Raw genomic sequence first — 25,652 nt, 5'->3', positions numbered from 1 at the left:
TAAACCTGATCTGTTCCTTTACTTCATTTGTTGTACAAAACATATACAAAAAGAGGGACGGACCTTTGATCCCAGGAATCAAGGTCCGTCCCTCACTGCTTTACTGTGTTAGAATGATTGGCTCGTTTTTGGTTATGATGATAGTGTGTTCGATTTGGGCGACCAGGCTGTGGTCGGGTGTGATGTAGGTCCAGCCGTCGCCTTTTTCGATTACATTTTGTGCTTTTGTGGAGATAAAGGGTTCAAAAGCGATCACCATTCCTTCTTTTAGAAGGGCATTATCCCATGGATCGAAATAATTTAAGATATGATCAGGCTTCTCATGCAGAGAGCGGCCAACGCCATGACCAGTTAAGTTCATAATCACTGTATAGCCATTTTTTCTTGCTTCATTATTAACAGCTTTACCGATTCCGTTTTGTTTAGAGCCGGCTCTTGCTTTTTGGAGTCCCGCTTGGAATGCTTTTAATGCAGCTTCACATAAATCCGTAAGCTTTGGGTCTCCCTCTCCGACAACAAATGAAATTCCTGTATCGGCATAATACCCATTTTTAGAACCAGATACGTCTATATTGATAAGGTCACCCTCGTTAATCACTCGATCTCCGGGAATCCCGTGAGCGACTTCTTCATTCACACTAATACATGTGAAACCAGGAAAATCATATTCTCCTTTAGGGCCTGAAATTGCCCCGTTTTGTTCAAACAGTCTTCCAGCTATCTCATCAAGCTCTTTAGTGGTTACTCCAGGTTTTGTCTGGGATCGTAATTCATCACGGATCATCGCCACAATGCGGCCGATTTCTTTTAACGCTTTTAAATCTTCATCAGTTTTGACAATCATAATATCTTCCTTCTCTTTTTTGATATTTCACCTTCCCTTACTATACCGAAACACTCTCTGTTTTTAAAGGGAAAGCTGCTGTAAGGATAGACTTCACGGGATTTCTTCAATTTTTGTAAAGGCTTCTTTCCTAAACACTGTTGCAATAGTCTCAATGGAAGTGCTCTGTACAATTAGTGTGATACTTGATTATAGTGATATTCGCTCCCTCTCCTCACTCTATCAAACAAAAAGGAAAAGAATAGGGATGACGAAGGACATGATTGTGGCGGTTAATGCCATGGCGGCACCACTTACTGCGCCTTCCTTTTCGCCCTCTTTAATGGCTTGTGCCGTTCCCACCCCATGGGAAATCACGCCGAATGGAAGCCCCTTTGCAATTGGATGCTTCACCCCCAGCCATTTTATTATTATTGGGATGATCATAGCCCCGAACATCCCCGTCACGATGACCACTGTGGGAATGACGTCAATATTCGCCCCAATAACCTTTCCAATATCAACGGCTACTGGGGTTGTAATGGTTTTTATAAGCAAGGAGCGATTCCATTGAGAAGGAATCCCAAGCCACATACTGAAATAATAAGAAAGGAGGATAGACATTCCACTACCTGTGATAATCCCCAAAAGTATAGGCTGTATGTGCTGTACTAATAACTTTCGGTGCTGATATAGGGGAAACGCCAGGGCAACAGTAGCCGGACCAAGTAAGTACGTTATTAAAGAAGTGAAATCTGCATACTGTTCATACGGGATATCCACGATCCATAATGTGACAATAAGAGCAATCGTACTGATAAATATAGGAATCGTTAAGGGGCTTGGCCAAAGACGGTGAATCTTTACACCGATGATAAAATAAAATACCGTTATTCCCATTGCCAGTAGAGAACTAATGAGATGGATCATGTTTTCGTTTCTCCTTCCATCTTATTAAACTCTCTGCTGATAATGATGTAGCAATGAAACCAATCATTCCACTAACGACAATAATTACAACCAGTTTCCATCCAAACTCAATAAAATATGGCCCCAGTACCATGGCGCTAGCAGATAGTGGAAGAAAAAAGAAGGAGAAGTGTCTAAGAAAAAAACCTGAACCGTCCAATAATAATCGTTCCTTCACCACGCCCGTTAATAATAATAAGAACAAAAACAGCATCCCGATAATACTGCCGGGAATCGGTAAGTGAAAGAAATCTGTACACCACTTTCCAATTTCAAAAAATAAACATAGAATGGCAATTTGAATGATGACTCTGGTAACCTGCATGAGCTTCTCCTCTCCTCATATTCTTCTCACGATTTTAACACAAATGGTTGGTGAAAAGAGAATATAGGGGAAGAGAAAAGAGCATGGGCTCTTTTCATCCCCATGCTCTTTAGAAAATATATTATGGCTTGCTCGTTAAAAAAAGCTCCATATCAGTTTTCATTCAGCATATACGCTCTTATAATACTTTAACGAACGCTTCCGCTGTTGATTGACTGGATTGTGGATTTTGGCCTGTCACGAATTTACCATCCGTCATAACATGGTCGCTCCAAGCCTCTGATTTTTCGAATTGAGCACCTTGCTCTCTTAATTTTGTTTCTAATAAGAAAGGCATCAATGAATCGAGACCCGTTTGTTGTTCTTCTTCATTCGTGAATCCAGTTAGGCTTTTTCCTTCAACTAACCATTTACCATTTGATAATTTCGTTCCAACAAAACCTGCTGGACCATGGCACACGGCACCAATCGCTTTGTTGTTTTCAGCAAAATGAGCCAGTGCCTGTTGAAGGTCTGGACTCTCAGGCAGATCAAACATCGTACCATGTCCTCCTGGTAAGAAGATACCGGCATATTCATTTACATTTAGTTGGGAAAGAACCATCGTTTGGTCAAGTTCCTTCGTGACACCCTTCCACTTCTCCACCTGTTCATCATCCAGGCTATTAGGATCTAATGGAATGCGCCCTCCTTTTAAACTGGCCACATCTACTCCGAATCCTTGATTCTTGAATTCTTCATATGGTTCTGCGAACTCAGATAACCAAAGACCTGTTTCGTGTTCATCATCAATTTTGCTTTCATTTGTTAAGACCATTAATATTTTTTTCAATGTATACCCTCCATTTTTAATAGCTGATTCCCTACCCTTTTGTTTTATCCACTTCTCATGAAATTAAACTTCAGTCTAATAATTATTGTGTGTAAATAAAAGCTCATTTCGTATGCATTGCAGTTAGCATTAGCAGAAGTTTCAAAACCAGACATAAAAAAACGACTCCCTTGGAGGGGGTCGTTTTGATGCTGGTAATCTCATTAGGGTGGGTACCGGCTAATTCATGTGGGTTGAATCCGGGTGTTGAGTGAATCGGAGACGATAAAAATAGTTTACTCCATGAGCGACCTTTTAATAAGTGGTCAGATATCAAATTGGAACTGAATTTTCTTTTCGTTGGGATCCCAGCTAAGATAAGCTGAAAATTCCTTTTCGCCTTTTTTGAAGCCGTCGATTCGATCGGATTTCCCATCGGCCAACACCTTTTTTACAATCGTTTGTGTGATTCGCTTCGAGAGTATGGTTTTAGAAATTGTAAAGCTGCATTTCGTCTTTTGATAATTGGAACATCCATAGAACTTTCCTTTATCTATGACCTTTCCACCGCATTTTAAACACGTGCCCATGCTGGTTTTTGCTGCACTTTTTCCTTTCCGCCCTTTTGCTCGCTGGATGGAAGCTGTATCCAGGTCCTTGAAATTCCACATTTTAGAATCTTCAAGGGCATTTTGAACAAGCCGATCGCTTAATTTCTTCACTTGTTCCATGAATTCGGGCGCAGACGCCAGGCCTTTTCCTATTTCTTGTAATCGCTGCTCCCATTTGGCTGTCATTTCAGCTGAGGCTAACACGTTTTCTCCAATGGCTCGAATTAAAACCTTTGCCTTGTCAGTGGGATAGACGATGTTCTTTTGAATATCAATATACTGTCGATCTTTAAGCATGGTGATAATCCCTGCACGGGTCGCTTCTGTTCCAAGACCTTCTGTTTGCTTTAACACCTTTTCAAGCTCGTCATTCTCCATATATTTTCCCGCTGTTTTCATTAATGTTATCAGCTGTCCTTCAGTGTACCGCTTAGGAGGCTGAGTTTTTCCTTCCTTCGTATGAATAGCATTTACGACACCTTTGTCTTTTTCCTTTACGGGTGGAAGCAGCGGTTCATCCTCCTTCTCGTTCTGCATCAGAACCTGCCTCCAGCCCTCTTGAAGAATTTGCTTTCCTTTGGAAACGAACTCAGCCCGTTCGTCCACAACGGTAGTGATGGTTGTATAATTAATCACAGCTTTATCGTGATGTGCGGCGATAAAGCGTTTAACCACTACATCATATATCTTCTTCTCATCACTGGATAGGGATTGAGGATCAGTCACCTGTTCAGTCGGGATGATGGCGTAGTGATCGGAAACCTTCGCTTCATTTACAAAACGCTTGTTGTTAAGTAAGCTAGCTTGTGGAGTTGGGATCCAGTTAGTGTACGGACTGAATTCCTTAAGCTTAGATAATATTTCCGGAAAGGTTTCTGCTTCGCCTTTCGTTACATATTGTGAATCTGATCTTGGATACGATACTATGCCCTTTTGGTAAAGCTTTTGCAGAACATCCAGTGTTTTCTTAGGGGAAAACTTAAACATTTTGTTTACCGTTGCCTGAAGTGAAGAAAGATTGAAAAGCAATGGAGGCGCAAACTCTTTTCGTTCTGTTTTCATTTCATCTACGCTTGCAGGCTTATTTTTGCAAAAAGAAGCGATTTTTTCTGCCAGCTCCCGAGATTGAATCCGGGACTCCCCCTCCTTTTGCCAGATGCCCTCGTACGTGTGGTCACCGATTTGAAAGCTTGCCTTCACTTCCCAAAAAGGTTCGCTCTTAAAACGATCTATCTCCTCATCTCTTCTCACAATCAGAGCGAGTGTCGGGGTTTGAACCCTTCCTGCAGAAAAAACATCAGACATGCCTTGTTGTTTTAATAGGATGCTATATGCTCTTGATGCGTTCATTCCCACAAGCCAATCGGCACACGCACGGGAATAGGCTTCATAATAGAGGGGGCGCATTTCCGTCTCTTCTCTTAAACTAGTAAACCCTTGAAGGATCGCTTTCTCTGTTAAGGATGAAATCCATAACCTCTTCATCGGTTTCTTCACTCGGGACATGGAAACGATATTTCGGATGATCAGTTCCCCTTCACGTCCCGCATCACCTGCATGGATGATTTCCGTGACTTCATTTTTCTTAAGAAGCTCCTTGATGACTGAGAATTGTTTTGCTTTTGCCCGTTGAAGCTCATATTGAAATCGGAGAGGTATGATGGGAAGGTCTTCTAAAGTCCACTTCTTCCATTTACTTTCGTATTTTTCAGGGGCTTGAAGCTGGAAGAGATGTCCTACAGCCCAGGTAATATATGCACCATTGGGGAACACATCGTTTGAATGTATTTCAATGTATCCTTGCCGCTTTCGATGAGGAAAAGGCTTTGCAAGGGTTGCTCCTTGGTCGGGTTTTTCGGCAATAACGACTTTCATAATATTCTCCTGTCCATGTCTATGATTCCTTTATTATAGCATGTTTTTTAGAACTCTTGTTCTATTAATCCAAGGAAATCACAGTTGTATTTTATCGGTCATATATTACATCATTTTCATACAAAGAGGTCGTTCGTATCTGCTCTGGACAACTCAGTATTGTTACAAGAGTGATTGCAATCGTCCGATATGATATTTCAATGTAAAAAAGTGCTACAAATAAGGAATCTCATCTGTAACACCTTTATGTTATTGGCCTAAACTTTCTAAGTTTCCTTTAATATCTTGAAGTTGATTAAATGTATTCACGATTTCAAGGTTTTTCAGTTCTGAAATCTGTACTTCTCCCCTATCTATCTCGACCAGGGCCCGATCAATCCCTTCTAATGCTTGACCGTTATATTCTTCCACTTTTTGGTGAATGTTATCTGCCACTTGAGGCGGAGTGAGATCGTTGATTTCTTGTATTTCTGTTTTCATGTCTTTTAATCTTGCTTCAAGTGTAGGGATGGTGGAGGGGTCTGCTGCAGCATTTTCCACTAATCCAGGGAAGTCATTGGCAAATTGTTCTGCTTCATTGAGGTAATCGGTCATTTCCTCCACATAGGTTAAACTGTTGTTAGCTTCTTCGAGAATCCCACAGCCTGCCAGCATAAAAAAGCTGAAAATGATCAATATTTTCTTCAATGTAATTCATCCTCCTGTAGCTTACTCCCCTTATACATACGAACGACTTCTGTAAAAGTTTCATTTTATTAAAAGGCTCTTTTCGTAAAGTTTGTTGCTATTGTAGAGAAGAGTGTACTAGTTGATTTCCGCTCCAGGATGCTCGCTTTCCGCGGGGCTGGCGGTGAGCCTCCTCGGCTGCGCCTCCGGGGTCTCACTTGTCCAGCTACGGGGCTTAGGGGCTCGAGGTCATAAGCCAAGTCTGCCAAAAAGGCAAAGTGCGCCTTTCCGGCAGACTCGTCTTATGCTTGTCGCCCCTGAGCTAAGCCCCTCCGCTTTTCGTACTGTCCAGCTATTCCCGCAGGAGTCGAACATCCTTCCGCTCCAATCAACTTTCTGAGGATGTATCCTTAATCGAAAACAATTAAAAGAAGCTTTCTAGCAAACAATCTCATTTAAGTTAAGGAGAGATTGATTGTTTCAAGGAAGTATCTTTTAAGTAACTTTGTTTTCTAGCACACGTTGAGCTCTGTCACAAAAAACCTGTAAAAGATGGTGAGGGGAACTGCGCAGACTCCTGCGGAAGTACGGCGTGCCGAGACCCCCTTCGGCTAAGCTGAGGAGGATCGGCCGAACGCTAGCTGCAAGCGGAGCAGTTCCCCTCACCATCCAGCACTCACTAATTGACAGAGCCTTAACAGTGCTTAGGTTGAAAAGCAACAATCTTTGCGAAAAGAGCGTATTAAAAAGAAGGCCGACACTCATTTGTCAGCCTTCTTTTTTCGACTTATTCAATAATTTGGAGTTCTTTTGGGAAGTTGGTCAAAGTTTCATACCCGTCCTTCGTTATAAGTACATCGTCTTCAATTCTTACTCCGCCAATTTCGGGTACGTATATACCAGGCTCTATTGTATAGGTCATTCCTTCTTTTAATATCCCATCATTTAAATGACTCATTGATGGGAATTCATGTACGTTGATCCCAAGACCGTGACCGATTCGGTGTGGGAAATAGTCTCCATACCCTGCTTCTGAAATGATATCCCGGGCGATTTGATCAAGATCACCAATGCGGTTGCCTGGCTTACTTGCATCTAGTGACGCCAGTTCTGCTTTTAAAACCGTGTTGTAGATCTCTTTTTGTTTCTCTGAAACCGATTTATATGCGAATGTACGTGTAATATCTGAAGTGTAGCCTTCAAGGACAACTCCGAGATCAAACAATACGAAGTCCCCGGCTTTCAGTTTGCGGTTTCCCGGATTACCGTGTGGATCTCCAGCCTTTTCACCAAATAGGACCATCGTAGAAAACGACATTTCACGTATGCCTTTTTTCTTTAATTCATATTCAATCTTCGCAAGAACTTCCATTTCTGTTATGCCTTCTTGGAGGGCATTTACACCTACTTCTACCCCGAAGTCCGCCATTTTTGCCGCTCGGCGCATGATTTCAATTTCTTTTTCATCCTTCACTACGCGCATCTCGTTTAATTTGTCTTCAACATTCACTACATTGGGTGAATCAAAGATGTTTAAGAATGCTTGACTTCGCCCATAGGTAACTACTTCATTTTCGAAAGCAACCTTGCCTCCATTTATACTTCTCTTTTGAATGGCTGACTGAATGAATTCCCATGGATTTTCATGATCAGAGTAGCCAATCACTTCATTGTTCCAGCCGGCATCCTTCACTTGACGTGCTTCCATTCCAGGAACCACGACAAATGGCTCTGCATCCGGAAATACAAATAGCCCCATTAAGCGCTCATGTGGATCTGTGTGGAAATTCGTTAAGTAGAATACATTTTCAGTTGAATTAATAAATGCTGCGTCGATCTTCTCTTCCTTCAACCAGTTTTTTAACATTTCTATACGCTGTTTCATCGTGTATTCCTCCTAGAGTATCGTGATGTTATGTAATCGTTTAATATGAGCATATCTATGCTAACATATTTCGAAGAAAGTTTGAACTATACGTATAATATGGGATGGTTTTTTTAGGGGGGGGATGTTTTTTTGATAGGGTGAAGCTTTTCCTACCTCTTGCCTATAAAGTACGAATGGTGTTTGTGTTATAATTTGAAACATACAGTGAATGTAGGGTGGGAGTGGCCACTTCCTTATAGAAGGAGGTGGTGCTTATAGTGACAACGTATGAGGCGTTAACGCTAATGATTACCTTTGGCTCTTTAATTGTCTCCATCATTGCCGTAGTTATTTCGAATGACAAAAAGAAATAACCCCACCCTCATGAAGCGCCTAAACTTTGAAGGGTAGAGTTATGTTCCTTTCTCTATTGGGCCACTGCTTTCCTTGCAGTTTGCTGTGTAGCAAGAGACATTGGTTGCCGCCAGTGTCTCTTGTTTTTTCATTATGCTCTACTTTTAAGATAGTATAAATCCCGTCGGAAAGCAAGTGGAGTACAAGCAGATCTTAGGAGGAAAAAACTTTTTTCCCCTGACGTAAAATACTTAATCATTTCCTACTTTATTTGTTGAGGAAGCTAAATATGAATAAAAAATAAAGCTTAGAGAAAGATTCTCTAAGCTTTATTTTTTAATATACAGGGTCCGACTTTTTAGGTTTGCGAACAAACGCCATGATTCCTGCAATAAGGAATAGAAGTCCAGGAACGAAACCAAATCCAATCGTGCCGAGTCCGATGACAAGCGCAGCGATGATAAACATGATTCCAGATAATTTTGGCTTCTTATTTTTTACAATGGACACTACAGCAATGATGCCAAGAATAGATGCAATGATTCCCAAAATCACCAGGTAAGATCCCATTGATTCAGCCGTTTCAATAATGGTAGATATATCTCCTGCTGTCATTTCTTCGTTTTGCAGGTTTGGATCACTTGCCATACCTTCTTCGATTTGGGACATGACCTCAGGATTACTCATTCCCATATTAAGTACGATTCCAATGATGGAAAATAATGCGGATAAGATAATTCCGATGACTCCCATCACTACTTCTCCTGTTCGTTTCACCATTCTACTCTCTCTCCTTTATAAATAAATACTATATAATATATTGAGCTTAAACGATACTATCCCCTTGGAGATAGTGTGTTTAGCTTCTTATTCATGTAGGCTTCCAGGATGGAATGATCCTCTGGAAATCCCAGGGGCAGGTCCTTTAACTCTTGAAGTGAAAACCATTCGATTTTATGTATTAATTGATCAGGGTCCTGTAAGGTTGCCTCTCCTCCAAGGAGCTGGACTTCGTAGTAATGAATTCGTGTAGAGGTACTCCCTTCATTCCCCCACTTTGTATACAAATGTTTTCCCACTTCAACATCATAGCCTGTTTCTTCCCAAACTTCACGTTTACAACATTCCTGAAAGGATTCGCCCGCTTCCAATCCCCCAGAAGGAACCGACCATCTCTTCTCTTCTTTCTCTTTCCCCTGTAACACCATCAATAAACGGCCTTCATGGATGCAAAGAGCAGATGCACCAATCCATTCATTCAATCAATCACCTCATTTCGTGTGGAAGGACTCAAACTTATTCAGTGATTCCATAAGTTTATGGATCTCCTTAAGCATATTCTCTCTTTTGACAAAATTCTCCTTCAAAAGAATAATATTCTTTAAATTCAGACATTATTCTGCCTTGCTATAAGGTCCGTCCTTTTTAGTATTTTTCATTCCGAGTTTTTTTAAGATGATGTTTTCCATGATGCTCCATGGCAGGATGGTTTTGATCAGTAGGGTTAATCGCACTCCTTTTCCTATGGGAATTCTAAAGGCTTTTTTCTTGTTTAGAGCTATTTCACCTACGATCGTTGCAACCTCCCTGGGATCTCCTAGTGTATCTGCACCTGCTTGAATTTCCGAGTTGATGGCCTCCATATAACCAAAGTAAGGAGAGTGTTTTTGCATCGAGAGTGGAGTGACTTTCTTTCCTGTTGTCCAGATATTCGTACGATAAGAACCGGGTTCGATCAGGTGTACGGATATTCCAAGGGGCTTAAGTTCCAACCTCAGACTTTCTGTGTATCCCTCTAACGCGTGCTTTGAAGAAACATAAGGACTGAGCCCAGGAAAGCCGAATCTGCCGCTAATGCTGCTCGTATTGATGATTTTACCTTCTTCTTGCTTTCTCATAAAAGGGAGGACAATTTGAGTCATTCTCATGACACCAAAAACATTCGTTTCGAATTGTTCACGGAACTCATCGATTGTCACTTCTTCTGCAAATCCTGCACCGGCAAACCCTGCATTATTCAGGAGAATGTGCACCTTGCCCAAATCATTAAGATAGATAGAGAATTCATTAATGGATGCTTCCGACGTTACATCCAATGGATGAAGCTCAACTAAATCTCCCACATTTAGTTCCTCGGCCCGTTGAAGCAATGCATTTCCTTTATGAATGTCTCTCATGGTGGCGATTACTTTATATCCAAGTTGTGCCAGCTCCAGCGTTGAGAGAAAACCAAACCCGCTATTAGCCCCCGTCACTACAGCTATTTTATTATCCATTCCAGCTTCCTCCCTATTTTTTTTCTATCAGTATAGCAATAATATACTTATCCATTTAGTTTTTTGTTGAAAAAATGCAAAAAAAGGGTGGCTTCATCCCATTGAAGCCACCCTTTTGACGAGGAAGTCGTGTCAATTTCTATTCTTAATCTACAGCAATCCCATATGATATTCAACGACACTAAGAAGGGATGAACAGTTCTCTCGGGAAATGAACAGTCATCTACTGTCAATTTCATCAACTATTCATATATTTATATAATTGTAAGCATATTTAATGAACTTTAATTCGGGCGGATGAAGCAAAAAGAAGAGCAAAATACAAAAAAGGCAGAAATGAAATTCTGCCTTTTTTCTTGCTTATGACTGAAGATCGACTGGTACAACTGCATTCTTCAACTCATTATGCAAATCAAGAGTATATTGTTTTTTCTGCTCTATATTCCAATTCAGGAGTTTTGCCATCACATCAATGACAGGTTCCTTCCATTTCTCCACCCATTCACGATCGAAGAATAAAGCTCCTGTTCGTCGAATGAAGAAATCAACAGGGGTTGCGGCCATCTCTTCCTGAATCGCATAAATCAGTTGTGCATACAAGTAAGGAGGGACGGACCTATCACCCACGGTTCCACTATAAGCATGTGCAAGCTTGAATAGCTGATCCACATTAGATCCATACATTCCCGCAAGTTTCCGGCCCTCTTCTTCCGTCAATCCATATTGAATGGCTTCTCTTGCCTTTTGATCAATAAAGGATTGAAAATTCTTCGATCCCCCTACATGGCCGCCGGAAATCGGCATATGTTTCGTGGAGGAAGATGGGAACTTTTGCTTGTTTTCTTCTTTTAATCGTGTTGAAACAAGGTCAACGACGTGTTCACCCATCTTGCGGTAACCTGTCAACTTACCTCCTGCAATGGTGATCAGACCGCTTTCAGCTTCCCACACCTCATCTTTACGCGAAATTTCAGAAGGGTCCTTTCCTTTTTCAAATATCAGCGGACGCACGCCTGCCCAACTCGATTCTACATCATCCTTCCCTACTGATACATCGGGAAACATGAAATGAATCGCATTCAAAATATAATCCCTGTCTTCTGACGTCATATGAGGGGATGCTTTCTCAGAGTCAAAGAAGGTGTCCGTAGTCCCTACATACGCTTTCCCATCGCGTGGAATAGCGAATACCATCCGTCCATCAGGTGTATCGAAATAAACGGCCTGTCGAAGGGGGAATTTGCTTTGATCGATGACAAGATGGACTCCCTTCGTCAACCGAAGTTGCTTGTTATTGGTGCTGTAATCCTTACCCCGGACATCGTCGACCCAAGGACCGGCGGCATTGACAATTTTTGATCCGCGAATTTCCATCGTTTCCCCTGTCACCAGGTCTTCTGCTTCTATTCCAACTACTTTCTTGTTGTCATAGAGGAAGCGCTGGGATTTCATATAGTTTAAGGCCGTTGCCCCATGAGCAACTGCTTCCTTCATGACTTCAATGGTTAAACGTGCATCGTCGGTACGGTATTCTACATAGTAACCTCCGCCTTTCAAACCATCCTTTTTGACGAGGGGCTCTTTCGTTAACGTTTCCGATACCGATAGCATGGATCTTCTTTCACTTCGCTTAACACCAGCGAGATAGTCATATACCTTCAGACCGATCGAGGTGCTGAATTTACCGAATGTCCCTCCTTTATGAAGGGGTAATAGCATCCATTCGGGAGTTGTGACATGAGGTCCGTTTTCGTAAACGATTTCCCGTTCTTTCCCTACTTCTGCAACCATTTTCACTTCAAATTGTTTTAAATAACGTAAGCCTCCGTGGACCAATTTTGTTGAACGGCTGGACGTACCCGCCGCAAAATCCTGCATCTCCACCAGAGCAACCTTCATTCCCCGCTTGGATGCATCGAGGGCGATGCCTGCACCGGTAATTCCCCCTCCGATTACAATCAGATCGAATTGTTTCGATGACAATGTATGTTTCACTTCTTGTCGGGCAGTACTTGAAAATGTCATAGTTGGTTCCTCCTAGGATTTAAGAAATGATTTAAACTCTCACTCTATTGTTTAACCATAAAAAAAGAGACCGAAACAAACATCATGGACGTAGTGTGCCATAATGCAAGTTTGGTCTCTCTTGGTCTCTAACCGTTTTATTAACTTGATCTCATTATACCATAGATATCTTTTATTTAAAAGCCATAGTTGCTTTTACAGCTTTTTTCCAACCATTGTATAGTTCTTCCTGTGTCTCAGGGGCCATAGCCGGTTCGAATTGTTTATCTTTATTCCACTGCTTGAAGATTTCTTCACGGTTCTTCCAGAATCCAACGGCAAGGCCCGCTAAATAGGCAGCGCCAAGAGCGGTGGTTTCATTGACAACCGGGCGTTCAACCGGTACGGATAACATGTCGCTTTGGAATTGCATCAAGAAATCATTCTTTACTGCCCCTCCATCGACTCTCAGCTTTTTAAGGGAAATTCCGGAATCCGCTTCCATGGCAGTCAAGACATCTTTCGTCTGATAGGCAAGTGACTCCAGGGTGGCTCTTACAAAGTGTTCCTTCGAGGTGCCTCTGGTTAACCCAAATACAGCACCGCGAACGTCACTATCCCAATAAGGAGTTCCCAATCCTACAAATGCAGGGACAACGTATACTCCATCAGTTGACTCCACTTTTTCTGCATATTCCTGGCTGTCCTTTGCATCTTTCAGCATACGGAGTCCATCGCGAAGCCACTGAATAGCAGATCCGGCAACGAAAATGCTCCCTTCAAGAGCATATTCCACCTTTCCATCGATTCCCCAGGCAAGTGTCGTTAATAGTCCATTATCAGACTTCACCGCTTTTTCACCCGTATTCATCAGCATAAAGCAGCCTGTGCCGTACGTATTCTTAGCCATGCCTTTCTCATAACAGGCCTGTCCGAACAATGCGGCCTGCTGATCCCCTGCTGCACCTGCAATCGGGATCTCCCTCCCAAAGAAATGATATGGGACCGTTTTTGCATACACTTCCGATGAGGGACGGACCTCTGGGAGCATACTTTCAGGTACACCAAGTATGTCCAAGAGCTCTTCATCCCACTTCAGGTCATAAATATTATACATAAGTGTGCGTGAGGCGTTGGAGTAGTCCGTTACGTGAGCGGTTCCACCTGACATTTTCCAAATCAACCAGGTATCGATTGTTCCAAACAGAAGCTTTCCTTCTTCCGCCCTTTCCTTAACTCCATCGACGTTGTCCATGATCCATTTCACCTTCGTTCCGGAAAAATAAGCATCGATCAGTAATCCGGTTTTTTCACGGAAGGTCTCGTTTAATCCTTGTGATTTTAAATCATCACAGATTCCGGCAGTTTGACGGGATTGCCAGACGATCGCATTGTAAACCGGGTCTCCGGTCTCCTTATCCCACACAACGGTCGTTTCACGTTGATTTGTGATTCCGATACCTTCTATTTGTTCAGGTTTCACACTTGATTCCGATAAAACGCTTGCAATGACGGCCAGAACGGATCCCCAAATTTCATTTGCACTGTGCTCTACCCAGCCCGGTTTGGGAAAATGCTGAGTAAACTCTTTTTGGGCAGTATGAACGATTTCCCCTTGTTTATTAAAAAGGATGGCTCTTGAGCTTGTTGTCCCTTGATCCAAAGATAAAATAAACTTTTCCATTGATAACCCCTCCAAAGATTAATTTTCAGTTGATAATTGACTTACTTTTTTGGCCAAACTGTTCTTCCTGTCACTCACATAGGCAAGTCCAAGAACGGTAAGTGTGATAATGAAAACCACCCAGAAGCTTGTCGTGACTTGTCCAATGAATACCGCTTTATAAAATACGCCTCCAAACGATCCACCTAATACCGGACCGACTACCGGAATCCACGAATATCCCCAGTTGGATGGTCCCTTTCCTGGAATCGGGAGCAGGAAGTGAGCGATCCGTGGTCCTAAATCACGAGCAGGGTTAATGGCGTAGCCAGTCGTACCACCGAGTGAGATCCCGATTGCGATAATTAGGAATCCGACGATAAATGGATTCAATCCGTCTGTAAAGGTATTCGCCCCTATAGATAATAATCCTACTACCAAAACAAAAGTTCCAATGATTTCACTCAATAAGTTTGAAAAATAATGCGGAATGGCCGGTCCGGTAGCAAAAACTCCTAATTTCACGCCCGGGTCCTTTGTTGCATGCCAATGGGGTAAAAAGTGTAAATAAGTAACTGTTGCCCCGATGATCGCCCCGATCACTTGAGCCAGAATGTATTCAGGTACACTGCTCCATGGGAAATCCCCATTGAACGCTAGTCCCAATGTGACAGCCGGATTTAAATGAGCCCCGCTGAACTTCCCGACGGCGTATACGCTCATGGCAACACCCAAGCCCCATCCAAATGCTATGACGATCCAACCAGAGTTATAAGCATATGACTTTTTGAGGTTCACATTGGCACAAACCCCAGCACCGAAAATAATGAGTAAAGCTGTACCTACCACTTCTCCTAAAAATGCATTCATACATCATCCCTCATTTCAATTAGATATTGCACTGTTTTAACCTGCAGCTGGACGTTAACCAGTATGTGTGAAACGTCTGTCCTAAAGAAAGAACTTGTGGCACAGCCGCTCCTCGAGGTTTTATGAGGCTTTTTAGCTCGTTTACCCCATATCTGTCTGTGATAATCTTGTTATTCAAGCCTCTTTATTGATAGAGCCTGTTGAAAAAAATAAAAAAACTCACGGAATATGCCCATCAATAGCAGGCAATTCACGTGAGTCTCTTCATCTCTTTCACAACGTATTAACTTGTGAACAATATTACTTCACAATGAAAGCGGTGTCAATGAATTTTTGTGAATTTTCATCTGTCAAAATGTTTCCAGAGTACCCGATCAGAAGTCGTGATCGCCGTTGCGCCTGCCTCAATTGCTGCTTCCACTTCCTCCACTGTGTCAATCAGTCCGCCTGCAAAAATGGGCTTGCCCGTCTTTTCACCTATTTCTTTTATTATTTTAGGAACCACACCTGGCAACACTTCAATAAAGTCGGGATCTGTCTTATGTATAAGTTCAATGCTCCGATTCATGGCACTTGAATCAATCACGAACATTCGTTGAGTGGCAAAAACACCTTTTTGCCTTGCTTTTTTTATCACATTTCCTTTAGTGGATATAATGCCATAGGGTTTGATTTCCTGACAGACATATTCTGCAGCATACTCATCACTTGATAACCCGTGAATTAAATCCAAATGTAAAAACATCTTTCGATTCTGGTTTCGCGCATAGTCGAAGACGCTCTTCAGCATCCCGACATGGAGGTCGAGAAACACACCATATTGAAAAGAGGTTTCAAGCATTTTATCAAAGTCCTTCATAGAGCGGATGGCAGGCATTATCTTTTGACCTTCAAAACTCATCACATTACCCCCTTATAGATGTAGCATATATGTTTTCACAAGGAGAAATTATATCATAAATGATGCTCTATGTTATATATCACCCATATTGTATTGATTTTACCACAATATAACATTTCGTGGGACCGGCATATCCATCAGGCGTAAAGTTAGATTCCGTTAAAGATGAAAGATATAATCATCTTTAAATACTTTAAAGGAGTGTTCAAAATGAGTTCACCATATACTCTACTGTTTTCAAAAGGAAACCTCGGCGCCGGCTTAACTAAGAATCGTTATATAGTTGCACCCATGACCCGGGTGAGCGCAGGTGAAAATGGCGTGGCAAATGAAACGATGGAAAGGTATTATGAACGCTTCGCAAAAGGCGGTTTCGGCGTTATCATTTCAGAAGGAATATATACAGATAAACAATACAGTCAGGGATACTTCAACCAGCCGGGCATTGTAAATAAAGAGCAAATAGAAGCATGGAGGAAAATTGTTCAAACGGTTCACAGTCACGGATCCTTGATGATTGCTCAGCTTATGCACGCAGGAGGACAAAGTCAAGGGAATGCCTATAAAGACAATACTAAAGCACCATCTGCCATTGCACCAAAAGGTGATCAGCTTGGATTCTACGGAGGGTCCGGCCCTTTCCCTGTTCCGGAAGAAATGACGATGGACGATATTGAAGCTGTCAAAAAGTCCTTCGTAGAAAGTGCTGTAAATGCCAAAGAAGCAGGCTTTGAAGGTGTAGAAATTCATGGTGCCAATGGTTATTTACTGGACCAGTTCTTGACGGATTATTTAAATAAACGCCAAGATGAATACGGTGGCTCGCTTGAAAATCGACTTCGTCTACTAACCGAAATCATCCACGATGTCCGGAGTGCTGTTGGGGATGACTTTGTGGTAGGGATTCGTATTTCTCAAGGGAAAGTGGCAGATCAAAATTATAAATGGCCAGAAGGTCAAGCCGCTGCAGAGACCATCTTTACGTCATTAGGGAAAACGGAATTAGATTACATTCATACGACAGATGGAGATGGTTCTGAACCCTCCTTCGGGGAAGGTAGCATGACTCTCGCCGAGGCTGCCTCTTCTTTTAGTCAATTACCGGTAATAGCCAATGGTCAACTCGGTGATCCCTCTAAAGCAGAAGTACTTCTGCAAAAAGAGCAGGCTGAGTTTATCAGCTTAGGTACAAGTGCCCTTGCGAACCCGGATCTTCCGAATAAGGTTGAAAAAGGCTTGGACCTTGAGAAGTTTGACTTTGAAAGAATCTTGCTTCCTCAAGCATATGTGAAAAAACATGAGCTTGAGATGAACATTGTTGAATAAGTTTTATGTAAAAGAAGAACCCTTTACTGACATTAAGGGTTCTTCTTTTTAAGTCGGAAGTAAGCTAACACTTATACACCAATAGAATCTGCAATCAGATGTCTTCTTTTTGATCAAATGAGGGACCTTATTTCTTTTTTCCAAAAAGGGACTGAATACGTGCTTGCATTTCAGATTTACTGTGATATTCGAACATACCGATTCCATTCCCCCATGGATCCTGAAATGTTGCCCATTTTACCGGGACTTCTTCTCTTTCATGAATATCAAAGCGCTTGGTACCTAAAAGGGATGACAGTCTTTCCTTTTCTCTGCCAATATCTTCAACTCCTAGACGGATGGGACCTGAATTTGGCGTTGGAGTACCTTCTGCTACTTGGAGCCAACAGCCGGGAATGAGTTCCCATTCAGCGAATCCGTCGTGGGGGATGAAATCAGGAGTCCGATTTAATAAAGTTTCATACCATCGTTGCCCTTCTTGCATATCTGTTACTCGGACTTGCACGGTCATTTCATAAATCATGGTTTGTCTCCTTTACTATTAAATTACATTAAATGTGTCGTGGGGTTAGTGGCTTAAAGAAGAAGCCAAAGCAATCAACTAGACTCTAGCTGGCTCCTTTCATTTATATAGCCCAGTTCCCATTACGGAAAATAGCGATTTTCCTTCCATCACGGCACACTCCATCTATATTCATCTGGGCAGAACCAATCATGAAATCTTCATGAACCACACTTTCATTAAGTCCCTTAGCTTCCCGTTCTTCATCTGATAAAATGTCTCCATCCTTTATGCACGTTGGATAAGAGGAACCGATCGCTAGATGATTGGATGCATTTTCATCAAATAAGGTGTTAAAGAATAGAACGCCAGAATCAGAGATAGGTGACTGATGTGGAACAAGTGCCACCTCACCTAGGTAGGCTGCCCCTTCATCCGTCAAAATCAATTTTTTCAGTATTTCCTCTCCTTTTCTTGCCGTTACATTCGTAATTTCCCCATCATTAAAAGTAAGGGTGAAGTCTTCAATGACGTTGCCATTGTAGGCAAGTGGCTTGGTGCTTATAACTGTGCCATTGACTCCGGTTTTCACAGGAACAGTATAGACTTCTTCTGTCGGCATATTGGCAATGAAATGTGTTCCTTGTGGTGTTTTGCTCGCCCCCGTCAGCCACAGGTGATCTTCATGGAGTTCTATGGTCAGGTCCGTCCCAGCCGATTGGTAGTGCAGGCTTTCAAGCTTTAAGTCATTAAGTTCGCTTGCCTTGTCGGTCAGGGTTTGGATATGGGTTTGCCAAGCGAGGACGGGATCTTCATGATCGATGCGGACGGATGTGAATATGTGGTCCCAGAGGCTTGCGATTCTCTCTTTCTCAGGCAAGCCAGGAAAGACTTTATCGGCCCATTTCTGCGAAGGGATGGCTACGATCGACCAGCTGATTTGATCTTTTTCGATGGCTTCATAGAAACGGTCAAGGGCGTCTCCACTTGCTTTTTCAAAATTAAGGATCCGGTCTGGGTCGATTCCTTTCAGCAGGTCCGGGTCATTTGCTTCTATCTGCAGGAAAGCTCCTTTATGGTCCACAACCCACTCATGAGCAGCAGACAGCCAGCTCGGATATTCATAAAAGGTATCATCCGGGGCCAGTTCATAATGTGTTCGCATAATCTCCTCGTCATACCATTGAACATGTACATTTCTGGCCCCGGCAAGATAGGCTTCCTTTACGACGATGCGCACAAAATTTTCAGTTCCGAGGGGAGCAGAGATCCAAAGTGGCTGATCATTTTGAACATTTACTCCCACTTTAATGGCAAGCTCTGCGTATTGTTTTATTTTTTTGTCGAAATCTTTATGTATGGTCATTTGGTTATCTCCAATTCTTGTATTCTATTAATGTAGGCCATCATCTTTTTTTGAGTTTCTTCCAGAGCTTCACCGTGTCGTTCAACCTGAGCCATTCCATAAAACAGTTCGCCAAATCGATCTGCTTCCTCATTCCGCGGAATAACATGCATATGATAATGAGTTAACTCGTTGTAGATGCCTCCATTCTGACAGATAGTAATGCCGTTGGGTTCATATAGTGCTTGTATGGTTTCTGCAACTAGTTGAGAAGCCTTCATAATGGAGAGGCTCTCAACCTCATCCAATTCCGTTACTTCCACTTTATGTATTTTGGGGAGGATTAGGGTATGTCCTGGGTGATGCGGGACATTGTCCAAAAAGCAGGACACATGATCATCTTCGTAAATGATAAATACTCTCTCCTTTTTATTTGCAAGTCGGCAGCCTAGACACTCTTCCATTCATATACCTCCAATTTAAAGGATTTCCACAATTAATGTCGAAATCTGTTTGAATAGCTGAAATACATGCTTCTCTCATCATATCATGTAACAGAAAGAAGGTCAGAAAATAATGGATATTCAATTACTCAATGAAAACCATGCCGAAGCTTATTGGCAGCTTCGTTTGGAAATGCTGCAACAAAGTCCTTCGAGCTTCGGTGGCAGCTATGAAGAAGCCATCGCCCGTCCCAATCCAATTGAAGTGACAGCCGGGCGACTTGTACAAAAGGGCAGCTACACGTTTGGTTGCTTTGTTGACGGGAAACTGGTCGGAGCGGTGACCCTCGTACGTGAAGGAACTTTAAAAATGAAGCATAAAGCTTCTATTTTTGCCATGTATGTGGCCCCTGCCCATCGCGGGGAGGGATTCGCAAGAAGGTTGATTCAAACCGCCATCACACAAGCAAAAGAGGAGGATGGCATTGAACAAGTCATGATTACAGTTGTAACAACCAATGAAACAGCGAAGGGTCTCTATCAATCTTGTGGATTCAAGCCATACGGAACGGAAAAGCGGGCATTGAAATATAACGATGAATATTTCGATGAAGAATTAATGGTGTTATTCTTATAATGAAAAACGGTGAGTCCCGAGATGAGGATTCACCGTTTTTTCATAATACATGATAATCAAAGCTAATAAGTAAGAAAGCAACGACAAAGACTGATAGCACCAGTGCCCGAAAAGGATTTCTGTAGTGAAGGCGCAGCATGGGAAACATAATAAAATAAAACAGTAGCGTCCACCAAAGGTTCCATCCTTCAAAATATTCAATGGAATCCATGGTCCAGGCTGCCCATTCAATCAAAATGGCGACACCTATGTATTTAAAATAATAGAGGATTTTCATCCTGATTTCTTCTGGGTAGTGGCTTAAAAATAGAACCACAAGGCAAGGATAAGCGATCATCGTGTAAAGAGAATCCGTCACAAACATATTGATGAAAAACCCATCTAGTTCCCAAACTGCCTTCATAGTGTAACTGATATACTGATAAAACATATTGAAAAAACCAAAGTAATAGATGGTGGGAAGAAATTCTCTCCATCTATTCCAGGATCCCCACTTCAAGGAACTGAGAATTATCACCACAATGACTACAATATGAAACATGGGATCCCCCCATAGCCCGACTCATAATATAGATGTTAGTGTTACCAAATATCTGGTAATTCATTCTTGTCTATTGAAGTGTATCATTCTTCAGGAGAACAGATCTGCCACTTTGTTACTGAACTCCCGCAAATAATAAAGGTAATGGTCTCCTCCGTAGTTGTATCGCTTGTTATACATTTTTGCCACCACCACGTTATAAGCTGGAATAATGAGAATCGTTGGACCGGTAACACCTACTATTTGATAAGATCCTGCAGGTACCCTCTCACCGAGTTCACTTTTTTTTCGTGTAATGTCTTGAACGTACCAAAACAGACCGTTCTCAGGTAATGAGGAATCAGAATACGAAACATTTTGAATGGAGGTGGCAGTCTCAATCACTTTAGAGGGAACGATTTGTCTTCCATTCATCTTGCCTTTCTGAACGTGAAGCTGTCCCCAGAGAGCAAATTCCTTAGGTGATACAAATAAATTCTTCTCCGTTCCATCTAAAGAAGTACCCAGTCCAGGTAGTGCAGGTTTATCAATGCGGTCGATGATAGGCACAAGGTTTTCATCTGGTTCCGTTCTCCATCCCGTTTCACTAAACCCCAAAGGAGTAAAAACCCTCTCGTTTAAAAGCTGAGGGAACCCTTTTCCATACAGCCGGTGAATTAATTTGGTCACAATGTCCACACCCACATTACAGTATTCCCATTTGGTGCCGGGCTCGAATTTCCGAAAGATGTATCCATTTTCGTCGATATCCAGTCCGTGGGAATGAGTTACAAGGTGACGGACCGTTGTGCCATTATACAGATCTTTATCAAACTCAGGAAAATAATGAGTGATGGGATCATCTAGGCTCGAGATATATTTATCATGTAAAGCGTAGGCAACCGCAAGACCTAAATAACTTTTACGGGCAGAGGCTACATTAAATTGAGACTGTTCTGTGATATTCGAAGCATCTTTTCCGTGGAAGTGCCTGCCGCTATAATGCTCCAACAGAACCTGATTATCTTTTATGATATAAAGGGCTGCAGCGGAGCTCCCGTTTTTATATTTAATGTCTTCAACCCAGGAAATCAATTCCTTTAGTGGTCCTTGTACGGTCCCTTTCAAGACTTCTTCCACTCGTCTGCGAGCATACCGTATACAATATGATCCACATAATGATCATAAATCCATTCTCTTTGCCTCAGCTTCCCTTCTTCCTTGAATCCAAGACGCTCGGGAATCGCTCGACTGCGATGGTTGAATTCCGCAGCGGTAATTTCGACCTTATTCATTTTTAAGTATTCAAATGCGTATTTCGTAAGCCCCTTTGCAACTGTCGTCATAATTCCTTTTCCCTGGTAGCCTTCACCCAGCCAATAGCCGATGAACGCCACTCTGTTTGACCAGTCAAGTACGTTGAATCCTGCTACTCCTACTATTTCACTTTGATAGATTATGCCGGTAGTCAAACTCTTATCATTTGCGAAGCCCAAACGTGTACCTTTAATGAATTCCTTTGAATCATCAACCGTTTTTGAGTAATCCACCCATGGGAGCCACTCACGCAGATAGGATCTGGACTGATCAGTCAGTTCATGGATTCGTTCAGCATCCTGTACATCCAGAAGTCTTAATTCTAATTCGTCGTTTAGTTTATAGGTAAACATGTTGATTGCCCCTTTATCCTTTTTGAATGATGACTTTATTTTGATATGGTTCGAGGTTTCGCATGACGATTGGCTTTTCTTTCGTTTCGTAGTGCCGATTCCACCCATACATTTTTCTAAGCATCGTTAAGGTTTGCTTGTAGTTCCCTTTTTTGAATCCATATTTCTCTTCTATGTAGCGTTTGAGTATCCGAAAATTCCGCTTCCTTTTTGGTGTATCAAGAAAGATGATAAGCTCTGCCTCTTCAAGGCATTTGAACATCCATTTTTGATAATGTACGCCTTCGATGATCCATGATTCTCGTTTTAGTATTGAGGTAAGTATATCCCTTCGTTGTTCTTCAGTATTTCTTATATCTCCATTGGGGTGTCTTCTCCATATCACGTTATCGAGTTCATAATAGGGAATCCCTCTTTCCTTTGAAAGCCGGCGAGCGAGTGTGGATTTTCCGCTTGCGACGGAGCCTATGATGTGAATTCTTTTAGCTGTGTTCATGAGAATTGCCGGTCTTTGACTAATAGATAATCCAAGATAACCTGTTTAAAGCGGTCGGCTTCCTCGTAATGGGGTGTATGACCACTTTGTTTAAAATGAACGATACTACCGTTTGCTGCATCTCTCTGAAATGTTTCTACATGTTTTTCACATGTGACGGGATCATATTCTCCAGTCAGAAGAAGCATGGGTGTTTCCAGTAGTTTGATTCTATCCAACAAACTAGTGAAAATGACGCCCTCTTCACGGAGAAGATGATAGTGATAATCTGAACGGTCATATAAAGTGTCCCATTCTTCGTTTGTGTAAGTAGCATTATAGTCAGTTGGGTTATCAAAATTATGTGTATAGATTTGCATGCGGTGTTCTCCAAGTTCGTCACTAAGCTTCATATAAATTTCTGTAAAGTCCCTTGGGGAAAGATCTTCCTCGGCCAATTTCTTAGCCTTCTCTTGCAACTCGAACTGATTGTATTTTCCGAATAATTGAGCGGTTTTCTTAAGCAGTCCCTTAGATGTCAAGGTAAAATCGAAGGTAGGACATTCAAAAATGACTTTCTCGATGGATTCAGGATACTGGGAGACGTATGCAAGAGCAAGGAACCCTCCAAAGGAGTGACCTAGTAAAGACCATTTGTCGATTCCTAATTCCTTTCTGAGTGCTTCACAATCTTCTACCAGATCCTGAAAACCAAACTCTTCATTTTCTCGAATGGCTTCTGAGCGGCAAACACCTCTTTGGTCGATTGAAACAAGAAAGAAATGTTTCCCTAATCTATCACTTTGATGAAACGAGAAATCGTAGCAACTTTCCCCAGGGCCCCCGTGCAAGTATAGTAAGGCTGGATTTTCCTTAGAACCATGGGTTTCGACATGGATTTCTTTTTTTCGAATGGTCATTACATTTGCTTTCATTAAAATAAACTCCTTAGCTGAATTCTGTTCCTCAAAGACTTCTAGAGGATGGAGGGATTTTCCTTTATTTTGTTGGAATATGTTGGTCCATGTCGGAAATGATTTGATATAATACAAAAGATTGGGGGCGCTGAAATGGAAAAAATAAAACAAAATAAACTTATATATATCATGTTCTCCTTCACTTCTCTGATTAACTTTCTAGTGTTTTGGTTAGATCCGAAATCCTACATGTATTTGGCCATCAGCCTTATCTTTTTTATGAATGCCTGCGTTTTCTTTATCAACAGCAGGGAGCCGGGTGGCGACTACTGGAGGCGGTGGGAAACCATTCGAAATAAAGGGAAATGGTTCTTTTCATTTGTATATGGGTCGTTGATTACTGGATTGGTATTTTCAGTGATTCTGTATGGAATAATCAGAGACTATCTTCCCCTTTTAATCGTGTGTTGTGTGGCAGGTGGATGGCTATGGGGATACATCATGTGGGTGATGAATGAAAAGCGATATAATGGTTTGAATAAGTAGGCAGAAAAAACGTCCTGGTATGGGACGTTTTTTTTTGATTATTTGAATGTTTGAATGACTTTTCCTTTTCCACCGGATACTTCTACCTCCCCATATGCTCCATTGATAAAAGTAATTTGAGGAGGCTGATGTCCGCAGTCAATATCATGCACGATTGGAATCTCCAGCTCGTCTGATAACTCTTGGTAGACATCTTCAATCATATAATCACCAATAGGAGTGTTGCTAGGACTTCTTCCAAACAGAATTCCAGAAGAATGGTCGAACCAGCCGGCTAATTTCATCTGTACAAGTGTCCGGCGCAGATCTGCGGTATTTAGTTCACAGTTTTCAAAATACCAGAGGATGGTTTCATTCTTTATATGCTTCTCTCTAAAATCTGCTATGTTTCCATAAGGCGTTCCGATCAAGTGCCTGATGACATCTATGCAGCCTCCGAGTAGACGGCCATTGACCTTTACATCTTGATTTCCTGCAGTTCTCCAAATGGTTTGCTCAGATAAGTGAAAGACTGTTGGAGAGGGGTGCTCGTGATTCCATTCTTTTTGATAGTGCTGTGATGAGTATTGAGTAACAGATGATCCTTCTTTCGTTGAGAGCACGGTTTCCCATTGTGCCGTTGTCGGATCGGAGTACTCCCCTCTCAGATCAACGAGATTGGTTCCATGCGCAGTGGCGATTCCAGTTTTTAATGTTAGTGCCAGTAAAAGCACACTCGTGTCGGAATAACCAAGCAGCCATTTCTTTTTGATATTTTCATAATCAATGAGATCCAGGATTTCTATGAGTAGTTCGCCGCCCCATGGCGGGATGATGAGGTCGACTTTATTGTCCTGCAACATTTGGTTCAATTCAGTGGCTCTCTTTTGGGCTGGGGAAGATTTTGCTTTATGCTGCGTCCATACAGTCTCTCCGCATTTTACGGAGTAGCCTTTACTTTCCATTTTCGAGATCGATTGCTTTAACAAATCATGTAGTTCTTGAGGAACTCCTGATGAAGGAGCGGTCACCCCTATAGTTGCGCCTTTTAATAGTAGTGGGTAGGTAATCATAGTCTTTCCCTCCAAACAGTTTAGATGATTTTACCAGAATGGAAGGTTAAGAGCAAGAATTATTTTCCAGTTCTGAAAGAGGGACGGACCTCACCCGACCACTTCTCCCTATAAAATGAAGATTCTGCCTAAAGAAAGGTCCGTCCCTCATTTTGACAATAATATGAACGATTTGAAAAGGTTTTGGGGTTTGGGGGCGCTTAT

27 protein-coding genes are annotated in these 25,652 nt (G+C 42.0%); 4 read left to right on the top strand and 23 right to left on the bottom strand.

The genetic code is table 11. From position 1 onward, the window contains the following. Positions 1 to 100 precede the first annotated feature (100 nt). The 7 genes from map to ACCB35_RS11390 all read right to left on the bottom strand — a co-directional run bounded on the left by map (position 101) and on the right by ACCB35_RS11390 (position 7,965). Positions 101 to 844: a type I methionyl aminopeptidase gene (gene map, locus ACCB35_RS11420; RefSeq protein ID WP_374053840.1), complete on the bottom strand. Its 744-nt coding sequence runs from the start codon at positions 842 to 844 to the stop codon at positions 101 to 103. A 222-nt stretch (positions 845 to 1,066) separates the two neighbouring features. Further along, complete coding sequence (locus ACCB35_RS11415) at positions 1,067 to 1,753, bottom strand: LrgB family protein (protein WP_374053839.1); 687 nt, start codon at positions 1,751 to 1,753, stop codon at positions 1,067 to 1,069. Then, a complete protein-coding gene (locus ACCB35_RS11410; protein WP_374053838.1) occupies positions 1,737 to 2,117 on the bottom strand; it encodes a CidA/LrgA family protein in 381 nt (126 codons plus the stop codon). Before ACCB35_RS11410 ends, ACCB35_RS11415 begins: the two co-directional genes overlap by 17 nt. A gap of 178 nt (positions 2,118 to 2,295) precedes the next feature. Further along, on the bottom strand, positions 2,296 to 2,949 hold the full coding sequence (locus ACCB35_RS11405) for a type 1 glutamine amidotransferase domain-containing protein (protein ID WP_374053837.1): 654 nt from the start codon (positions 2,947 to 2,949) through the stop codon (positions 2,296 to 2,298). 305 nt (positions 2,950 to 3,254) lie between these two features. Then, positions 3,255 to 5,414 (bottom strand): DNA topoisomerase III, encoded by a 2,160-nt coding sequence (locus ACCB35_RS11400; RefSeq protein ID WP_374053836.1) that lies wholly within the window; start codon positions 5,412 to 5,414, stop codon positions 3,255 to 3,257. A 249-nt stretch (positions 5,415 to 5,663) separates the two neighbouring features. Continuing rightward, a complete protein-coding gene (locus ACCB35_RS11395; protein ID WP_374053835.1) occupies positions 5,664 to 6,101 on the bottom strand; it encodes a DUF6376 family protein in 438 nt (145 codons plus the stop codon). A 766-nt stretch (positions 6,102 to 6,867) separates the two neighbouring features. Continuing rightward, positions 6,868 to 7,965 carry a M24 family metallopeptidase gene (locus tag ACCB35_RS11390; RefSeq protein ID WP_374053834.1) on the bottom strand — a complete coding sequence of 366 codons (1,098 nt, stop codon included), beginning with the start codon at positions 7,963 to 7,965 and terminating at the stop codon, positions 6,868 to 6,870. Between the two features lie 260 nt (positions 7,966 to 8,225). On the opposite strand from ACCB35_RS11390, the gene ACCB35_RS11385 reads away from it, so the two are divergent. Then, on the top strand, positions 8,226 to 8,321 hold the full coding sequence (locus ACCB35_RS11385; protein WP_253275457.1) for a putative holin-like toxin: 96 nt from the start codon (positions 8,226 to 8,228) through the stop codon (positions 8,319 to 8,321). A gap of 316 nt (positions 8,322 to 8,637) precedes the next feature. Here ACCB35_RS11385 and ACCB35_RS11380 read toward each other — a convergent pair whose 3' ends face one another. The 7 genes from ACCB35_RS11380 to ACCB35_RS11350 all read right to left on the bottom strand — a co-directional run bounded on the left by ACCB35_RS11380 (position 8,638) and on the right by ACCB35_RS11350 (position 16,015). Beyond that, a complete protein-coding gene (locus tag ACCB35_RS11380) occupies positions 8,638 to 9,081 on the bottom strand; it encodes a DUF4064 domain-containing protein (RefSeq protein ID WP_082051114.1) in 444 nt (147 codons plus the stop codon). A 56-nt stretch (positions 9,082 to 9,137) separates the two neighbouring features. After that, positions 9,138 to 9,563: an NUDIX hydrolase gene (locus ACCB35_RS11375; protein WP_374053833.1), complete on the bottom strand. Its 426-nt coding sequence runs from the start codon at positions 9,561 to 9,563 to the stop codon at positions 9,138 to 9,140. 132 nt (positions 9,564 to 9,695) lie between these two features. Continuing rightward, positions 9,696 to 10,577, bottom strand: coding sequence for an SDR family oxidoreductase (locus tag ACCB35_RS11370; RefSeq protein WP_374053832.1), 882 nt, complete (start codon positions 10,575 to 10,577; stop codon positions 9,696 to 9,698). Positions 10,578 to 10,937: 360 nt separating this feature from the next. Continuing rightward, on the bottom strand, positions 10,938 to 12,602 hold the full coding sequence (locus ACCB35_RS11365; RefSeq protein WP_374053831.1) for a glycerol-3-phosphate dehydrogenase/oxidase: 1,665 nt from the start codon (positions 12,600 to 12,602) through the stop codon (positions 10,938 to 10,940). A gap of 172 nt (positions 12,603 to 12,774) precedes the next feature. Next, entirely contained in the window at positions 12,775 to 14,265 is a 1,491-nt protein-coding gene (glpK, locus tag ACCB35_RS11360) for a glycerol kinase GlpK (protein WP_374053830.1), read from the bottom strand. 18 nt (positions 14,266 to 14,283) lie between these two features. Then, complete coding sequence (locus ACCB35_RS11355) at positions 14,284 to 15,114, bottom strand: MIP/aquaporin family protein (RefSeq protein ID WP_374053829.1); 831 nt, start codon at positions 15,112 to 15,114, stop codon at positions 14,284 to 14,286. 343 nt (positions 15,115 to 15,457) lie between these two features. After that, complete coding sequence (locus ACCB35_RS11350) at positions 15,458 to 16,015, bottom strand: glycerol-3-phosphate responsive antiterminator (RefSeq protein ID WP_044337019.1); 558 nt, start codon at positions 16,013 to 16,015, stop codon at positions 15,458 to 15,460. 210 nt (positions 16,016 to 16,225) lie between these two features. Between ACCB35_RS11350 and ACCB35_RS11345 the strand changes: the two genes are divergently transcribed. Further along, positions 16,226 to 17,341, top strand: coding sequence for an NADH:flavin oxidoreductase (locus ACCB35_RS11345; protein WP_374053828.1), 1,116 nt, complete (start codon positions 16,226 to 16,228; stop codon positions 17,339 to 17,341). A gap of 127 nt (positions 17,342 to 17,468) precedes the next feature. Here the strand turns inward: ACCB35_RS11345 and ACCB35_RS11340 are convergent, their stop codons facing one another. From ACCB35_RS11340 to ACCB35_RS11330, 3 genes are all read right to left on the bottom strand, one after another. After that, a complete protein-coding gene (locus ACCB35_RS11340) occupies positions 17,469 to 17,864 on the bottom strand; it encodes a VOC family protein (RefSeq protein ID WP_374053827.1) in 396 nt (131 codons plus the stop codon). Between the two features lie 103 nt (positions 17,865 to 17,967). Next, positions 17,968 to 19,209: an aminopeptidase gene (locus tag ACCB35_RS11335; protein ID WP_374053826.1), complete on the bottom strand. Its 1,242-nt coding sequence runs from the start codon at positions 19,207 to 19,209 to the stop codon at positions 17,968 to 17,970. Then, on the bottom strand, positions 19,206 to 19,652 hold the full coding sequence (locus ACCB35_RS11330; protein ID WP_374053825.1) for an HIT family protein: 447 nt from the start codon (positions 19,650 to 19,652) through the stop codon (positions 19,206 to 19,208). Before ACCB35_RS11330 ends, ACCB35_RS11335 begins: the two co-directional genes overlap by 4 nt. Before the next feature lie 112 nt (positions 19,653 to 19,764). Here ACCB35_RS11330 and ACCB35_RS11325 point away from each other — a divergent pair, with 112 nt between their 5' ends. Further along, positions 19,765 to 20,268, top strand: coding sequence for a GNAT family N-acetyltransferase (locus tag ACCB35_RS11325; RefSeq protein ID WP_374053824.1), 504 nt, complete (start codon positions 19,765 to 19,767; stop codon positions 20,266 to 20,268). A gap of 40 nt (positions 20,269 to 20,308) precedes the next feature. On the opposite strand, the gene ACCB35_RS11320 is transcribed toward ACCB35_RS11325, so the two are convergent. From ACCB35_RS11320 to ACCB35_RS11300, 5 genes are all read right to left on the bottom strand, one after another. Next, entirely contained in the window at positions 20,309 to 20,809 is a 501-nt protein-coding gene (locus tag ACCB35_RS11320; RefSeq protein ID WP_374053823.1) for a CBO0543 family protein, read from the bottom strand. A 90-nt stretch (positions 20,810 to 20,899) separates the two neighbouring features. Further along, positions 20,900 to 21,916, bottom strand: a complete 1,017-nt coding sequence (locus ACCB35_RS11315; RefSeq protein WP_374053822.1) for a serine hydrolase domain-containing protein — start codon at positions 21,914 to 21,916, stop codon at positions 20,900 to 20,902. Further along, a complete protein-coding gene (locus tag ACCB35_RS11310) occupies positions 21,913 to 22,458 on the bottom strand; it encodes a GNAT family N-acetyltransferase (protein WP_374053821.1) in 546 nt (181 codons plus the stop codon). The genes ACCB35_RS11315 and ACCB35_RS11310 overlap by 4 nt, the downstream gene beginning before the upstream one ends. A 13-nt stretch (positions 22,459 to 22,471) precedes the next feature. Further along, positions 22,472 to 22,954 (bottom strand): DNA topology modulation protein FlaR, encoded by a 483-nt coding sequence (locus tag ACCB35_RS11305; protein ID WP_374053820.1) that lies wholly within the window; start codon positions 22,952 to 22,954, stop codon positions 22,472 to 22,474. Further along, complete coding sequence (locus ACCB35_RS11300) at positions 22,951 to 23,868, bottom strand: alpha/beta hydrolase (protein ID WP_374053819.1); 918 nt, start codon at positions 23,866 to 23,868, stop codon at positions 22,951 to 22,953. Before ACCB35_RS11300 ends, ACCB35_RS11305 begins: the two co-directional genes overlap by 4 nt. Positions 23,869 to 24,003: 135 nt before the next feature. Here ACCB35_RS11300 and ACCB35_RS11295 point away from each other — a divergent pair, with 135 nt between their 5' ends. Next, positions 24,004 to 24,396, top strand: coding sequence for a hypothetical protein (locus tag ACCB35_RS11295; RefSeq protein WP_374053818.1), 393 nt, complete (start codon positions 24,004 to 24,006; stop codon positions 24,394 to 24,396). Positions 24,397 to 24,434: 38 nt separating this feature from the next. Here the strand turns inward: ACCB35_RS11295 and ACCB35_RS11290 are convergent, their stop codons facing one another. Beyond that, positions 24,435 to 25,448: a S66 peptidase family protein gene (locus ACCB35_RS11290; protein ID WP_374053817.1), complete on the bottom strand. Its 1,014-nt coding sequence runs from the start codon at positions 25,446 to 25,448 to the stop codon at positions 24,435 to 24,437. Positions 25,449 to 25,652 lie beyond the last annotated feature (204 nt).

The organism is Rossellomorea sp. FM04394, assembly GCF_041889765.1.
GTDB classification, from domain to species: domain Bacteria; phylum Bacillota; class Bacilli; order Bacillales; family Bacillaceae_B; genus Rossellomorea; species Rossellomorea aquimaris_B.
This window is presented reverse-complemented; position numbering and strand designations above follow the sequence as displayed.

Excerpts from the sequence above, each read along its gene's own strand:
- ACCB35_RS11345 (WP_374053828.1), top strand. The coding sequence starts at position 16,226 with ATGAGTTCACCATATACTCTACTGTTTTCAAAAGGAAACCTCGGCGCC.
- ACCB35_RS11335 (WP_374053826.1), bottom strand. The coding sequence starts at position 19,209 with ATGACCATACATAAAGATTTCGACAAAAAAATAAAACAATACGCAGAG.
- ACCB35_RS11410 (WP_374053838.1), bottom strand. The coding sequence starts at position 2,117 with ATGCAGGTTACCAGAGTCATCATTCAAATTGCCATTCTATGTTTATTT.
- ACCB35_RS11340 (WP_374053827.1), bottom strand. The coding sequence starts at position 17,864 with ATGATTTATGAAATGACCGTGCAAGTCCGAGTAACAGATATGCAAGAA.
- map (WP_374053840.1), bottom strand. The coding sequence starts at position 844 with ATGATTGTCAAAACTGATGAAGATTTAAAAGCGTTAAAAGAAATCGGC.
- ACCB35_RS11365 (WP_374053831.1), bottom strand. The coding sequence starts at position 12,602 with ATGACATTTTCAAGTACTGCCCGACAAGAAGTGAAACATACATTGTCA.
- ACCB35_RS11370 (WP_374053832.1), bottom strand. The coding sequence starts at position 10,577 with ATGGATAATAAAATAGCTGTAGTGACGGGGGCTAATAGCGGGTTTGGT.
- ACCB35_RS11350 (WP_044337019.1), bottom strand. The coding sequence starts at position 16,015 with ATGAGTTTTGAAGGTCAAAAGATAATGCCTGCCATCCGCTCTATGAAG.
- ACCB35_RS11400 (WP_374053836.1), bottom strand. The coding sequence starts at position 5,414 with ATGAAAGTCGTTATTGCCGAAAAACCCGACCAAGGAGCAACCCTTGCA.
- ACCB35_RS11330 (WP_374053825.1), bottom strand. The coding sequence starts at position 19,652 with ATGGAAGAGTGTCTAGGCTGCCGACTTGCAAATAAAAAGGAGAGAGTA.
- ACCB35_RS11305 (WP_374053820.1), bottom strand. The coding sequence starts at position 22,954 with ATGAACACAGCTAAAAGAATTCACATCATAGGCTCCGTCGCAAGCGGA.
- ACCB35_RS11290 (WP_374053817.1), bottom strand. The coding sequence starts at position 25,448 with ATGATTACCTACCCACTACTATTAAAAGGCGCAACTATAGGGGTGACC.
- ACCB35_RS11355 (WP_374053829.1), bottom strand. The coding sequence starts at position 15,114 with ATGAATGCATTTTTAGGAGAAGTGGTAGGTACAGCTTTACTCATTATT.
- ACCB35_RS11295 (WP_374053818.1), top strand. The coding sequence starts at position 24,004 with ATGGAAAAAATAAAACAAAATAAACTTATATATATCATGTTCTCCTTC.
- ACCB35_RS11300 (WP_374053819.1), bottom strand. The coding sequence starts at position 23,868 with ATGAAAGCAAATGTAATGACCATTCGAAAAAAAGAAATCCATGTCGAA.
- ACCB35_RS11415 (WP_374053839.1), bottom strand. The coding sequence starts at position 1,753 with ATGATCCATCTCATTAGTTCTCTACTGGCAATGGGAATAACGGTATTT.
- ACCB35_RS11325 (WP_374053824.1), top strand. The coding sequence starts at position 19,765 with ATGGATATTCAATTACTCAATGAAAACCATGCCGAAGCTTATTGGCAG.
- ACCB35_RS11320 (WP_374053823.1), bottom strand. The coding sequence starts at position 20,809 with ATGTTTCATATTGTAGTCATTGTGGTGATAATTCTCAGTTCCTTGAAG.
- ACCB35_RS11390 (WP_374053834.1), bottom strand. The coding sequence starts at position 7,965 with ATGAAACAGCGTATAGAAATGTTAAAAAACTGGTTGAAGGAAGAGAAG.
- ACCB35_RS11310 (WP_374053821.1), bottom strand. The coding sequence starts at position 22,458 with ATGTTTACCTATAAACTAAACGACGAATTAGAATTAAGACTTCTGGAT.
- ACCB35_RS11380 (WP_082051114.1), bottom strand. The coding sequence starts at position 9,081 with ATGGTGAAACGAACAGGAGAAGTAGTGATGGGAGTCATCGGAATTATC.
- glpK (WP_374053830.1), bottom strand. The coding sequence starts at position 14,265 with ATGGAAAAGTTTATTTTATCTTTGGATCAAGGGACAACAAGCTCAAGA.